This window comes from Faecalicatena contorta (assembly GCF_021531895.1).
GTDB lineage: Bacteria > Bacillota > Clostridia > Lachnospirales > Lachnospiraceae > JAFBIX01.
In genome coordinates, this window is the sequence record NZ_JAFBIX010000013.1 from 12,620 (window position 1) to 26,943 (window position 14,324).

Genomic DNA, 14,324 nt, shown 5'->3' on the forward strand with positions numbered 1-14,324 from the left:
TGCTAAAGAGAATTTGTAAAACTGACAATTATTATACAAAGTGCTAATTTACTTCTGGACTTGTTGACATGGAAAAAGAATCCTCCTATAATTGGTGCGAAATCAATGCAAGCCAGAAAGGAACTTCATTATGAAACGTGCACTTCAAGTCTCTGAATCTATAGAATTAGGAATCATATTAGCACTTTCCGGCGGTTTCATGGACGCCTACTCCTACCTGGAACGCGGCAGGGTATTTGCCAATGCCCAGACTGGAAATATGCTTCTTTTAGGTGTCTCTCTTTCTGAAGGCAATTTTCATCTGGTCGTACGGTATCTATTCCCTGTATTGGCTTTTGCCATTGGAATCGCCCTGGCCGATGTTGTTCGGATAAAAGGAATAATCCGATTACACTGGAGGCAGATTTCCGTACTGTTTGAAGCTCTGATCCTGGCAACAGTAAGTTTTATGCCTCATAACATGAACCTGTTGGCGAACAGTCTGACTTCTCTGGCATGCGGAATACAGGTGGAAAGTTTCCGCAAGATACATGGAAACGGTATAGCAACTACCATGTGTATCGGCAATCTGCGAAGTGCCACTCAGAACCTGTGCAGTTATTTCTACACAAAAGAGAAAGGGCATCTGGAAAAAGGCCTGCTTTATTATGGCATCATCTTTTGCTTTGTCATCGGTGCTGTAATAGGAAATGCTTTTATCAAGATTTTTCACGAAAAGGCAATTCTATGTTGTTCTGTGATGATGTTTCTGGCATTCATTCTTATGTTCATCGACAGAGAGCGAAGATAAGTTCTGAGAATAAAAAGGAAATAATAATTTAATTTCTTCTTAAGAAATTTTCGATTTCTTTAAGGGATTTAACATACTTTAGACACATTTATACTTTATACTTTAGTACAGATAGTTGAAGAACACATCAACTATCTCCCCCCTCACAAAGTAAAAGCACCTTGGATTGAATACCAGGTGCCGCACTTTACTCTCATTCCTTTTAGATAACTATAACAACAACGAAACCCGTTAGCCGATAAGGTTAACGGGTTTTCGCTGTTATTCTCTCTTATTTTAATCTTAGTATTCGGAAGTCTTCTGCCTCTTTTCCCATCTGGCAGATTAATCTTTTCATATTGCTTTCTCTGACATTGCCGCAAAGCGTCATCGTTACAGTCTGTTCATCATCTATCGTCTCAAAATTCATGTGACAGATGTCTATTTTATTCAGGTTTGCCATATTCAAGAACAGATTGACATTGCCCACGGTGCGCTTGCAGCGAAAAGCAACTTCCACCTGATGATGTTCCTCTCTTGCATCCAGACCTGCTGTTCTCAGAACTTCTTCCAGAACATGATCCTGCATCCCCATCAGAATCCCGTACTGATATCTTCTGCTGACACTCATAAGATGCTGCAAGAATGCTACATACTCTTCCCGAACTTCTGCATTCACATCGGCTGCGCGCTTATTGATAATCTCATCTTCTCTGGCCTTAGAAAACACATCGCCCCCAGTCTTAGCTTTTGCCTCTGCCACATGTCTGGAGCACTCCATACGCTTCAGAAACAGCGGTTTCATCTGTGAATCTATCGCATCAATTTCTTTTCGAACTTCCTCTAATGTCATAATATTTCTCCTTATTATCCTAACAACTTTATCCAACTTATGTCTATCTGACTACATCTTGCAAGATCATAATAACTATACTTTACGGCTCGTTGCAATATGGAGCTTTTCTGACATCACAATCATAAGAACCAATATCACAGCCAAAAAGTATGGGTATAAAGCAACATCAATGTACTGTGCAATTAAGCCGAAGATTGGCGGAACCAGGCAAGTACCCGTATACGCCGAAGCCATCTGCACGCCAATAATAGACTGGCTCAAATCCGCTCCAAAATTCTGCGGCGTTTCATGAATAATGGATGGATAGATTGGTGCACATCCACATCCTATGACCACCACCCCTGCCAGTAAAAGCTCTTGGCTCAGAGGCAGGATCACCAATAAAACTCCTAATACGATCAGAATCTGCCCCATTCGAATCATGTTCCGGTCATTCACCTTCAAAGTAATAAAACCACATATGAATCTTCCCACGGTAATTCCAATATAAAACAGGCTGGCATATCTTGCTGCCTGTTCTGCTGAAATTCCTCGGTTTAACGTGCAATAACTCGCAGCCCACATTCCTGTTGTAGTCTCTAATGCACAATAACAGAAAAAACATACCATAACTTCTTTCACTCCGCTTCTCTTAAGCAGTTGTGAAAATGTCAGATGTTGAAGAGACTGCCCTTCTGATTCTGTACTTTCTCCTGAATGTATTGTCGATTTCTTTTTCCATAATGGAAGACTGATTATCAATATAGCAGTCAGAATAATCTGCAGCAGCGAGATAATACGATATCCTCCATTCCAGCGAAGCCCTCCGGTAATGGTCCATCCCATAATGATTGGCCCTATACTGGCACCAACGCCCCACATACAGTGCAGCCAGCTCATATGTCTTGCAGGATAATGAAGTGCTACAAAGTTATTTAACGCAGCATCCACACTTCCTGCTCCCAGTCCGTAAGGAATCGCCCATAGACACAGCATCCAGAAAGCATGGCTTACTGAAAAGCCAAATAAAGCAACTGCTGTAATAAATACACTGATTGTCGTAACCTTTGCCGCCCCAAGTCTTCTGGTCAGGCGATCACTTGCAAGACTTGAAATAATCGTTCCTGCCGATATGATCATAGATACACTTCCTGCCCAGGATACCGATGCTCCCAATTCCTGGTACATTGTTGGCCATGCTGATCCCAGAAGCGCATCTGGTAATCCAAGACTGATAAAAGCCAGATATATTACAACTAATAATAATGATGTCATTTTCTAATCTCCTTTTTTTGTCTCTTAATAATATAGGACTTTTGTTATAAAAAAGCAAGAAATACATCTTTTCTATAAATTTTCATTTTCCTTTTTTCAATTCTCCTATATAATAGAAAAAGATAAAACAGTATGTCATATTGAGGAGGAAACAAATGTCAAAGAGAACAGATATTCACAAAGTACTTATTATCGGTTCCGGACCGATCATCATTGGACAGGCTTGCGAATTTGATTACTCAGGGACACAGGCTTGCAAAGCATTACGTAAACTGGGCTATGAGATCGTATTGGTGAATTCCAATCCTGCGACCATCATGACAGATCCTGAGATGGCAGATGTTACTTACATCGAGCCGTTGAATGTGGAACGTTTGGAACAGATTATCGCCAAAGAACGGCCAGATGCGCTGCTTCCTAATCTTGGAGGCCAATCTGGACTGAATCTGTGTGCCGAGCTTGCTAAAGAGGGAATTCTTGATAAATATAATGTAAAAGTTATTGGTGTTCAAGTAGATGCCATCGAACGAGGGGAAGACCGCATTGAATTCAAGAAGTCTATGAATGCTCTTGGTATTGAGATGGCAAGAAGTGAAGTCGCTTACAGTGTTGAAGAGGCCCTTGATATTGCTGATGAACTTGGATATCCGGTCGTTCTTCGTCCGGCTTACACCATGGGTGGTGCAGGCGGTGGCCTTGTATATAATAAAGAAGAATTAAAAACAGTCTGTGCCAGAGGTCTTCAAGCCAGTCTGGTAGGGCAGGTTCTGGTGGAAGAATCCATCCTTGGCTGGGAAGAACTTGAACTGGAAGTGGTTCGCGATGCTGACAATAATATGATCACCGTATGCTTTATTGAAAATATTGACCCACTGGGTGTGCATACCGGAGATTCTTTCTGTTCTGCTCCAATGCTTACCATCTCAGAAGAATGTCAGAAAAAGCTGCAGGAACAGGCGTATAAGATCGTAGAGTCTGTACAGGTCATTGGCGGAACGAATGTACAATTTGCTCATGATCCAGTAACTGACCGAATCGTAGTTATCGAGATCAATCCAAGAACTTCTCGTTCTTCTGCATTGGCTTCCAAGGCAACTGGTTTCCCGATTGCTCTGGTATCCGCAATGCTGGCTTGTGGATTGACTCTGAAGGATATCCCTTGTGGAAAATACGGTACTCTGGACAAATACGTACCAGACGGTGACTATGTTGTTATTAAATTCGCCCGCTGGGCATTCGAAAAATTCAAAGGTGTAGAAGACAAGCTTGGTACTCAGATGCGTGCTGTCGGTGAAGTCATGAGTATTGGAAAGAACTACAAAGAAGCTTTCCAAAAGGCCATCCGCAGCCTGGAAACCGGACGTTATGGTCTTGGGCATGCCAAAGATTATGACCAGAAGAGTAAGGAAGAACTCTTACAGATGCTGATCACTCCTTCCAGTGACCGTCATTTCATTATGTACGAAGCACTGCGTAAAGGTGCCACTGTTGAAGAGATCTTCGATATTACGAAGGTAAAGACTTATTTCATTGAACAAATGAAAGAACTCGTTGAAGAAGAGGAATCACTCGCTGCACACAAAGGAAGCCTGCCTTCTGATGAGATGCTCATTTCTGCTAAGAAAAATGGTTTCTCTGACAAATATTTAAGCCAGATTCTGGATATTCCGGAAGAAGACGTACGTAACCGACGCATTGAACTTGGCGTAGAAGAGGCATGGGAAGGTGTCCATGTCAGCGGAACTCCTGACAGTGCTTACTACTACTCTACTTACAATGCAGAAGATAAGAATCCTGTCAAGACAGACAAGCCAAAGATTATGATTCTTGGCGGCGGACCAAACCGTATCGGTCAGGGTATCGAATTCGACTACTGCTGCGTACATGCATCTCTGGCTCTTAAGAAATTAGGATTTGAGACGATTATTGTAAACTGTAACCCTGAGACAGTGTCTACAGATTACGATACTTCCGATAAGCTGTATTTTGAACCATTAACCTTAGAAGATGTATTAAGCATCTACAAAAAAGAGCAGCCAGTCGGCGTCATCGCACAATTCGGCGGACAGACTCCTCTGAACCTTGCTTCAGAGCTTGAAAAAAACGGTGTAAAGATTCTTGGAACTTCTCCTTCTGTCATTGATCTTGCCGAAGACCGTGACCTGTTCCGTGAGATGATGGATAAACTGGAGATTCCGATGCCTGAATCTGGCATGGCAACAACCGTAGACGAAGCACTCGCGATTGCAGAAGAGATCGGATACCCTGTCATGGTTCGTCCTTCTTACGTTCTCGGCGGACGTGGAATGGAAGTCGTATATGACGCTGAAAGCATGGAAGGCTACATGAAAGCTGCCGTCGGCGTAACCCCTGACCGTCCGATCCTGATCGACCGTTTCCTGAACCACGCACTGGAATGCGAAGCAGATGCTATCAGTGACGGTAACCACGCCTTCGTTCCTGCTGTCATGGAACACATTGAACTTGCCGGCGTACATTCCGGTGATTCCGCATGTATCATTCCATCTGTACACATCTCCGAAGAAAATGTACAGACTATTAAAGAGTATACCAGAAAGATTGCAGAAGAAATGCATGTCAAAGGTCTGATGAACATGCAGTATGCAATTGAAAAAGGAAAAGTATACGTCCTGGAAGCAAACCCACGTGCATCCCGTACTGTACCACTGGTATCTAAAGTATGCAATATCCGCATGGTGCCGCTTGCCACCGACATTATTACATCTGAACTTACCGGACGTCCATCACCTGTGGCAAATTTAAAAGAACAAAACATTCCATACTATGGAGTGAAAGAGGCGGTCTTCCCATTCAATATGTTCCAGGAAGTAGATCCTGTATTAGGACCAGAGATGAGATCTACCGGCGAAGTATTAGGACTGTCTTCTTACTATGGGGAAGCATTCTACAAGGCTCAGGAAGCTGCACAATCCAAGCTTCCACTGGAAGGCACTGTTCTGATCTCTGTAAACCGCAAGGACAAAGCAGAAGTTGTTGAGATTGCTCAGAGCTTCGCAGATGACGGTTTCAAGATCATTGCCACCGGCAATACCTATGAACTGATTCGTGCTGCCGGAATCGAGGCAGAAAAAGTAAAGAAATTATACGAAGGCCGTCCGAATATTCTGGATATGATCACCAACGGAAAGATTGACCTGATCGTAAACTCTCCGGTCGGCAAGGACAGTATCCATGATGACAGCTACCTGAGAAAAGCTGCAATCAAGGCAAAGATTCCTTATATGACTACAATTGCCGCCGCAAGAGCCACCGCAAAAGGTATCCGCTATGTAAAAGAACATGGCAACGGAGAGGTGCAATCCCTGCAGAAGCTGCACAGTGAGATCCACTAGGGGAATCTTGGATGAGATTGTTTTTTGATTGAGAGTGTACGGCGCGAGGGGTGGATGGAGGGTTTGTAATCCGATGCCCTTCGCTAAGAATCCTTAACAGAAAAAAGAGTGATAATTTTGCAACCAGGCTGATTCACCCCGAAATCTTGATGATTTCGAGGCTCAGCAGCCTTTTCAGATTTGGTTTGAAACCAAATCTTCATGCAAAATTATCACTCTTTTTTCTGTAACGGCTTCTATCGCTTGTCCAGACGGATTACAAACCCTCCATCCACCCCTCGCGCCTGACATTCTCAATCGCAGGAACATTTCATCCGGGGAGGGATTCCGCCCCTTACGCTTCTTGGGAATCCCTGCCGGTAGTTGGCGGAGAATTCGAGGAGATGGGCAAATTGAGAAGGCTAAGCGGAGCGTAATGAAAATCCTTGCCCGCGATGTTGGCTCTCCAGAGAAGAGCGCCTTTGCGCGAATCTTTGGAGAGTTTACATCCCGGTGCAAGAGTTGAATGAGAGCGAAGCATCGAAGCAATCTGCCCATCCCCTCGAATTCGGCCCCCAACCACCAAGATTTCCCCTCTTCACAGCATCTTCTTTCTCTTGAAGAACAGGATGCAGAATACGACTACGATGAGACTAAGCACACAGACGCCGGGATATCCATGTTCCAGGCCTGGCATGTCTTTGAAGTTCATTCCAAACCATCCAGTGATCAGTGTCAGTGGGAAGAAGATGGTCGATACCACGGTTAAAAACTGCATATTTTTATTCTGTTCGGCATCTACCTGAGACTGATAGGCATCTCTTACCTGTTGTGCATATTCCAGAAGATGCGCCGTTCTTCCCATCAGTCGGTCTGCACGGTCGGCGATGGTTCCAAAGTAGCGCAGCTGTTTCTTGGCAAAGAATCCATTTTCATTCTCTTCCAATTCCTTTCCCATATCCATCAATTCATCATAATATCCCCGCAAAGTCAGGAGTTCCTTGCGAATTGGTATGATCTCATTCTGGAACCCTTCGGTCTTTCCTTCCAGGACTTTTTCTTCCATTGTCATAATCAGACGCTCATAGCGTCCCAGAAGTTCCAGGTCTCTGCTCATGAACTGCGTGATGAAATTATAGATAAATCGTTCTTTGGTATTCCCTTGCTTAGACTTGCTTCTTCGAATCCTCACGATCAGCCGTCTGGCAAAGTCATCATCATCGATGATCACAATATGGCGTTGATTAATAAAGAAGAGGATTCGATATCTGCTGCCCAGAACATCCAGTAATTTGGGTATACAAAGAGACCCTGCCAGACATTCCTGTTGGGTCTCGATCTTACAAAAACATACTTCTGACAGATTGATATCACCTTCGTATATCATCCCGGCAAGCGACATGGCTTCTTTCGCATGCCGGGAATCTGTGATAAATACTGCCTGTTTGTTTTCCTGTATTAATTGGTTTTCATCGATACTTTCTAAAGTCTCTCCCAGAGCCAATATCATCATCAGGCCTTCATTTCCTCTCCATTTGCTGTTACATTAATGAAATAATTCAGATCTACCTGTCCCAGGGCTGCATCTGCAATATTCATACAACTATTACTCATACGATCAATGCTGTGCAGAATCTGGTTAAATGGCGCCGTAAGGTTGGCCGCACATTTGCCCTTTCCAACTCTGGTCATATGGCCTTTTCTCATATTGATATCAAGTTCAATCACTTTTTCTTTCTTCTTAAGAATCTTCTTGGCATTCTCCAGATCGCCTGTGGTCATCGCCTGCATTGCCTCTGAATACATACTTTCTATCATATTCAGAATCTTCTCCAGATCTTTCATGGCATCTTTAGAATATTTGTATTTCTTTTCTATCTTATCTCTAATGCCTTCTGCTACATCCTCACACAAGGATCCCATACGGTCAATATCGCTTAAGACATACATAATTCCTGCCGTCTGGGTTGCCTGTTCTTCTGTCAGTACACCGGCAGAGAACAAATCTGCCAGGTATTCTGTAATTCTTCCATTCAGATTGCTTACAATCGCTGCTTTTTCAAATACATCTTCCAAAAGCGGCATTTCCTCTTTCTTTACTGCTTTCGATGTATCCTGAAGCATCGTTCTGACCACTTCGCCGCAGTGAACCACTTCTTTTGCAACAAGCTGTAATGCTGCTGTCGGCTGGCTGACCAGTCTCTCATCCAGATACAACGGTTCTGCCGGATCATAAAGCTCTTTCTTTCCATCCGGTACAATGCGCATTACAATCTTGACCATCAGCCAGATCAGCGGAATCCAGATCAATGTCATTACACAGTTAAACGTCGTATGTGCATTGGCAATCTGCCGGGAGATTACTTCCACTTCTGGTCCTTTTGGAGATATCATCTGCACAAATTTGGCAAATGGATTGATAAACCAGATGAACAGAAGACATCCTGATATATTGAAGATACAATGTGCAACCGCTGTTCTCTTGGCATCTTTTGGCTGGCCTACACTGGCAAGTAATGCCGTAATTGTTGTACCAATATTATCGCCAAGAAGAATCGGAATGGCACCGGTAAGGCCAAGGATACTGGTCACTCCATCTGGTCCTGCCTGTGAAGCGAAGTTCTGAAGTACCGCAATCGTGGCACTGCTACTCTGCACGACTAATGTCATCAGAGTACCCACTGCAACGCCAAGAATCGGGATATCTGCAACCTTTCCGATCATATCGGTAAATACCGGACTGGATGCAAGTGGTTTCATGACATCTCCCATGGTCTCAATTCCGAGGAATAACAGACCAAATGCAAAAAGAGTCTGGCCAATGCTTTTTGCTTTTTCTGATTTTGCAATAAAGGAAATAATAAATCCGAGAAAGATAATTACATATATGTAATCGCTGATCTTAAATGCAATGATCTGCGCTGTCATTGTGGTTCCGATATTGGCACCAAGAATAATTGAGATTGCCTGCGGCAGATTCATAAGCCCTGCGCTGACGAATCCAATTGCCATGACTGTTGTCGCACTACTGCTCTGAAGTACCGCTGTTGTCAATGCTCCGGCTAACACTCCAAGCACCGGGTTCTTCGTAAGCATTGCAAGAATGCTTTTCATCTTCTCTCCTGCCGCTTTCTGGAGGCATTCGCTCATCATATTCATCCCATAAATAAATATTGCCAGTCCGCCTAACAGGCCAAAGACTATCTGTACTTTACTATCCATCTTAATCTCCTTCTATCTTATGAACTTGTATTTGAATCTATAGGAACGTTTTCTGATTATTCATACTCTATCCAGCTTCATTTAACTCTTTCCACTCATTGATATCACCGGTATAGATTTTCTTTAATGTGTCCAATGATATATCTTCCAGTGGATTTTGTTCATTTACAATGACTGCAATATTGTCATTGGCAATGATTTCATAATCAAGTAATTCTGCCTCATAATCTTTTAAGTCTCTGGAGGCCATTCCAAAATCACACTTTCCGGACATCGCCTGATTCAATCCTTCTGTAGAATCAGACTGTTCAATCTCAATCTTTGCATTCGGATTAATCAACATATAGGCTTCTGCCAGTTCTTCCATAAGTGGTGCAACAGAAGTAGATCCATTTATGGTAATCGTTCCGCCGGCCTTATTCGACAGAAACGTACTGCTCTTCGCTACCGTTTCATAATTCTCCCCTACAATCTCCTGCCCTGCACCGTGGATATAAGTCAGGAAATCCTCTTCTACCTCGTTTAGCTCTCCTACATATGTCAGATAAAAGGAACGGCTCAGAGGATACTTTTTATCTCCGGCATCTGCCGCAATTCCTTCCACTTTCAATTGCTTCATCCCTTCTGCTTCCTGTATCGAGCCCTCTGATACATAGCCAATTGCCGCATCATCATCGCTTACCATATCTATCACTTCTTCTGCATTACCGGCAATCTGTGCATCCGTCCGCGTCTGATCCGCCTGATCTTCTGATTCTGCCTGAAAATCTGCAAGCTGCGCAAATGTACTCCTTGTACCGGAACCTTCTTCTCTGGAGATCACCTGTATCTCTCCCAGTTCATCCAGCCCCTCTACTTTTACAGTATCCTGAGACTCACTGCTGTCCTGACAGGCAGTGCTGCCGATCACAATACTTGCTGCAAGTAAAACTAATAAGAATTTTTTTACTCTCATGCATGTTTCCTCCTATTTTACGTTATTCAGCGTACTCTTCTTTTGTAAAAACAGAATCGGGGAATTGTTAAATCTATGTAAAATCATTATTTTTACAAAATTGGTTGACTTTTTTTTCATATTTTCCTATACTAATTCCTGTAAACAGAAACGGGGAGCTTATGTACTAGGCTGAGAGGAAGTTGAGAACTTCGACCCATATACCTGATTTGGATAATGCCAACGTAGGAACGTATCGAATAAAAATGCGGGAGATGCTTTGGTATCTCTCTTTTTTTATACAGAAGGCCTTATCTTAAAAACAGAATACGGTAAAGTTGAGAGTGAGCGAGAGTTCATGAAGGGGTGCACCACCACGGGTGTATTACTTTGTGAACTCTTTTTTATATCTGATCACTTATGACTGCCGGGAAAGGAGACACACATGATCACAGTAAATGGACAGGCTGTTTCACTGGAAAAGCCTATCACCGTTGCCGAATATCTGGCTCAGAACCAGTATCGGATCGAACGGATTGCCGTAGAGATGAACGGCGAGATTCTTCCTAAGAAGAATTATGCTGCCGTTACACTGAAAGATGGAGACAAACTGGAAGTGGTAAGTTTTGTAGGAGGGGGCTAGAATATGAAACAACTTACAAAAGAACAGATCTATGAAGCACTCAATGAGCGTCATTCCCCACAGGTTCAGGAATTACTGTCTCAGGGAAGAGTTGCCATTGCAGGTCTTGGCGGACTTGGATCTAATGTTGCATTTGCACTGTCCCGTATCGGCGTCGGACACTTGCATCTGATTGATTTTGATGTCGTAGACATTACGAATCTGAATCGTCAACAATACTTTACAGAGCATATCGGTATGTATAAGACCGATGCTCTGAAACCACAGCTTCTGCGGATCAATCCCTACCTGGATATCCGCACAGACTGTGTAAAAGTCACAGAAGAGAATCTGCCGGAATTATTTCAGAATGATTCTATTATCTGCGAAGCCTTCGACCGTCCGGAGGCCAAGGCTTTGCTGGTCAATGGAATCCTGGAACATTTTCCTGAAAAGAAGCTGGTATCCGGTTCCGGTATGGCAGGATATGGAAGCAGTAATTCCATCCGCACCCGGAGGGTCACTTCCAACTTCTATCTCTGTGGGGATGAGACCACCGAACCTTCTGCCGGAAATGGACTCATGGCTCCGCGGGTTGCTATCTGTGCCGCCCACGAAGCAAATATGATTACACGACTCCTTCTGGGCGAAACCAGCGTATAATCTTCAAAAAAGCATCGAAAACTATGAATAATCAAAGAAAGAAGGAAACATCTATGAATCAGAATGACGATAAATTTATCCTAGGCGGACATGAATTTACTTCCCGCTTTATCCTGGGTTCCGGGAAATTCTCCTTAGAACTTGTGAAAGCCTGCATCGAGAAGGCAGAAGCACAGATTATCACACTGGCACTTCGCCGTGCAAACGAAGGTGGACTTGCCAACATCCTGGATTATATCCCGGATAATGTAACGCTCCTGCCCAACACTTCCGGAGCCAGAAATGCAGAAGAAGCAGTCCGTATTGCCCGTCTTTCCCGTGAAGTCGGCTGCGGAGACTTTGTGAAGATCGAAGTTATCCACGACTCCAAATATCTGCTGCCGGATAACTATGAGACCATCAAAGCTACGGAAATCCTGGCAAAAGAGGGATTCGTAGTAATGCCATACATGTATCCGGATCTGAATGCTGCCAGAGACCTTGCAAACGCCGGCGCTGCCTGCATTATGCCGCTTGGCTCTCCAATCGGCTCCAACAAGGGGCTCTGCACCAAAGATTTCATCCAGATTCTAATTGACGAGATCGATCTTCCAATTATTGTAGATGCCGGTATCGGTCGCCCTTCTCAGGCCTGTGAAGCTATGGAGATGGGTGCCTCTGCAGTCATGGCTAATACTGCCATTGCCACTGCCGGTGACATTCCGGTAATGGCAGAAGCATTTAAAAAGGCAATCGAGGCCGGAAGAAGTGCATATCTGTCTGGTCTTGGACGGACGATTGAAAAAGGCGCCAGTGCTTCTTCCCCGCTGACCGGATTCTTACAGGATTAAGGAGGTGTACAGATGAAGGATGAACACGTAAATGAAAGTATCTTAAGTGAAGAGATACTGGAAGACCAGAAGAAAAACCGGATCGATCATATGACCTATCTTCCTGATATGGAAGTATTAGAATCAGATGTTATGGACCGAGTCATCTCTGAGATGAATCAATATGATTATGACCAATATACAGAAGCCGACGTAAGACAGGCTCTTGCCAGAGATAATCGGACACCGGAAGATTTTAAAGCTCTTCTTTCTCCTGTTGCACTTCCACTTCTGGAAGAGATCGCACAGGCTGCACGGAAGGAGACAAGAAAGCATTTTGGCAACAGTGTCAATATGTTTACGCCCCTTTATATTGCCAACTATTGTGAAAACTACTGCATCTACTGTGGATTTAACTGTCACAATAAGATCAACCGCGCCAAATTAAATGACCGAGAGATTGAACTGGAGATGGCTGCCATTGCCAGGACAGGTCTTCAGGAAATCTTGATTTTGACCGGTGAAAGTCGTAAAATGTCTGATGTAAAATACATTGGAGAAGCCTGCAAGATCGCAAGAAAATACTTCAAGGTCATCGGCCTCGAAGTGTATCCGATGAACTCCGATGAATATGCATACCTTCACGAATGCGGTGCCGATTATGTGACCGTATTCCAGGAAACCTATAATTCAGACAAGTACGAGACGCTTCATCTTGCCGGACATAAGCGGATCTTCCCTTATCGTCTGAATGCACAGGAACGTGCCTTAAAGGGTGGCATGCGAGGAGTCGGATTCGCTGCTCTTCTTGGTCTGGATGACTTCCGCAAGGATGCATTTGCCACCGGATATCATGCCTATCTTCTGCAGCGCAAATACCCTCATGCAGAGATTGCATTCTCCTGTCCAAGGCTTCGTCCGATCATTAATAATGACCGCATCAATCCAAAAGATGTTCACGAACCTCAGCTTCTTCAGGTGGTATGTGCTTACCGGCTCTTCATGCCATTTGCAAGCATCACTGTATCCACCCGTGAATGTGCCCGTGTCCGTGACAATCTGGTAAATATTGCGGCCACCAAGATATCTGCCGGTGTCAGCACCGGAATCGGCAGCCATGTCGATGAGATTGAAGAAAAAGGAGACGACCAGTTCGAGATCTCTGACGGAAGATCCGTTGATGAAGTATACAACGCCCTTCTGGAGCATGATCTCCAGCCAGTCATGAATGATTATGTATATGTATAAAGGAGAAAATATATATCAGAATATCATCGCAGTCAGCAACCGCACGATCTGCTCCCGGCCATTACCGGAACAGATTGCGCGGATCTGCCGCTTACATCCGAAAGCAGTAATCTTAAGGGAAAAGGATCTTCCGGAAGAAGAATACCGTGTACTGGCGCGTGAGATAATGGATATCTGTAACGCCAATCATGTTCCCTGCATTCTCCATAGCTTTCTGGAAATTGCACATGAACTGCACTGCACATCCATCCATCTGCCGCTTCATCTGCTTCAAGATTACCGACAGGAGCATCCTGCCATTCTTAAGCACTTTTCTGTCATCGGCACCTCCGTCCATTCCGTCGAAGATGCTAAGAAAGCCCAGGTACTTGGCGCTGCTTATCTGACAGCCGGTCATATCTATGCCACAGACTGTAAAAAAAATCTGCCCCCGCGAGGAACAGATTTTTTAAGACAGGTATGCCAGAGTGTGGACATACCTGTCTATGCTATTGGCGGAATACATCCAGATGCGCAGCAGTTATCCGAAGTACTATCCTGCGGCGCCAGAGGTGGATGCATTATGTCCGGAATGATGAAGCTGTAATTCTTCTC

General features: G+C 44.0%; 12 protein-coding genes and 1 riboswitch. Of the genes, 7 read left to right on the forward strand and 5 right to left on the reverse strand.

Annotation, left to right across the window (positions count from 1 at the left end):
* Nucleotides 1-130: 130 nt before the first annotated feature.
* Complete coding sequence (locus tag JQM81_RS06375; RefSeq protein ID WP_235232703.1) at nt 131-790, forward strand: YoaK family protein; 660 nt, start codon at nt 131-133, stop codon at nt 788-790.
* A 271-nt stretch (nt 791-1,061) separates the two neighbouring features.
* On the opposite strand, the gene JQM81_RS06380 is transcribed toward JQM81_RS06375, so the two are convergent.
* Both JQM81_RS06380 and JQM81_RS06385 read right to left on the reverse strand, forming a co-directional pair.
* Complete coding sequence (locus tag JQM81_RS06380) at nt 1,062-1,622, reverse strand: chorismate mutase (RefSeq protein WP_235232704.1); 561 nt, start codon at nt 1,620-1,622, stop codon at nt 1,062-1,064.
* Between the two features lie 75 nt (nt 1,623-1,697).
* Nucleotides 1,698-2,879 (reverse strand): MFS transporter, encoded by a 1,182-nt coding sequence (locus tag JQM81_RS06385; RefSeq protein ID WP_235232705.1) that lies wholly within the window; start codon nt 2,877-2,879, stop codon nt 1,698-1,700.
* A 155-nt stretch (nt 2,880-3,034) separates the two neighbouring features.
* On the opposite strand from JQM81_RS06385, the gene carB reads away from it, so the two are divergent.
* Nucleotides 3,035-6,253 (forward strand): carbamoyl-phosphate synthase large subunit, encoded by a 3,219-nt coding sequence (carB, locus tag JQM81_RS06390; protein WP_235232706.1) that lies wholly within the window; start codon nt 3,035-3,037, stop codon nt 6,251-6,253.
* Between the two features lie 577 nt (nt 6,254-6,830).
* On the opposite strand, the gene JQM81_RS06395 is transcribed toward carB, so the two are convergent.
* From JQM81_RS06395 to JQM81_RS06405, 3 genes are all read right to left on the reverse strand, one after another.
* The gene (locus JQM81_RS06395; protein WP_235232707.1) at nt 6,831-7,745 is read right to left on the reverse strand and encodes a CorA family divalent cation transporter; all 915 of its coding nucleotides are present in this window, start codon (nt 7,743-7,745) and stop codon (nt 6,831-6,833) included.
* Nucleotides 7,745-9,454, reverse strand: coding sequence for a Na/Pi cotransporter family protein (locus JQM81_RS06400; RefSeq protein WP_235232708.1), 1,710 nt, complete (start codon nt 9,452-9,454; stop codon nt 7,745-7,747). The genes JQM81_RS06395 and JQM81_RS06400 overlap by 1 nt, the downstream gene beginning before the upstream one ends.
* A gap of 67 nt (nt 9,455-9,521) precedes the next feature.
* Nucleotides 9,522-10,409, reverse strand: a complete 888-nt coding sequence (locus JQM81_RS06405; RefSeq protein WP_235232709.1) for a substrate-binding domain-containing protein — start codon at nt 10,407-10,409, stop codon at nt 9,522-9,524.
* Between the two features lie 141 nt (nt 10,410-10,550).
* Nucleotides 10,551-10,657, forward strand: a riboswitch (TPP riboswitch).
* 176 nt (nt 10,658-10,833) lie between these two features.
* Between JQM81_RS06405 and thiS the strand changes: the two genes are divergently transcribed.
* Genes thiS through JQM81_RS06430 form a run of 5 tightly spaced genes read left to right on the forward strand, consistent with a single transcriptional unit; the run spans nt 10,834 to nt 14,316 of the window.
* Complete coding sequence (gene thiS / locus JQM81_RS06410) at nt 10,834-11,031, forward strand: sulfur carrier protein ThiS (RefSeq protein WP_235232710.1); 198 nt, start codon at nt 10,834-10,836, stop codon at nt 11,029-11,031.
* A gap of 3 nt (nt 11,032-11,034) precedes the next feature.
* The gene (gene thiF, locus JQM81_RS06415; protein ID WP_235232711.1) at nt 11,035-11,673 is read left to right on the forward strand and encodes a sulfur carrier protein ThiS adenylyltransferase ThiF; all 639 of its coding nucleotides are present in this window, start codon (nt 11,035-11,037) and stop codon (nt 11,671-11,673) included.
* A gap of 53 nt (nt 11,674-11,726) precedes the next feature.
* Nucleotides 11,727-12,503: a thiazole synthase gene (locus JQM81_RS06420; protein ID WP_235232712.1), complete on the forward strand. Its 777-nt coding sequence runs from the start codon at nt 11,727-11,729 to the stop codon at nt 12,501-12,503.
* 12 nt (nt 12,504-12,515) lie between these two features.
* A complete protein-coding gene (thiH, locus tag JQM81_RS06425) occupies nt 12,516-13,730 on the forward strand; it encodes a 2-iminoacetate synthase ThiH (RefSeq protein ID WP_235232713.1) in 1,215 nt (404 codons plus the stop codon).
* The gene (locus JQM81_RS06430) at nt 13,723-14,316 is read left to right on the forward strand and encodes a thiamine phosphate synthase (protein WP_235232714.1); all 594 of its coding nucleotides are present in this window, start codon (nt 13,723-13,725) and stop codon (nt 14,314-14,316) included. The genes thiH and JQM81_RS06430 overlap by 8 nt, the downstream gene beginning before the upstream one ends.
* Nucleotides 14,317-14,324: the final 8 nt, after the last annotated feature.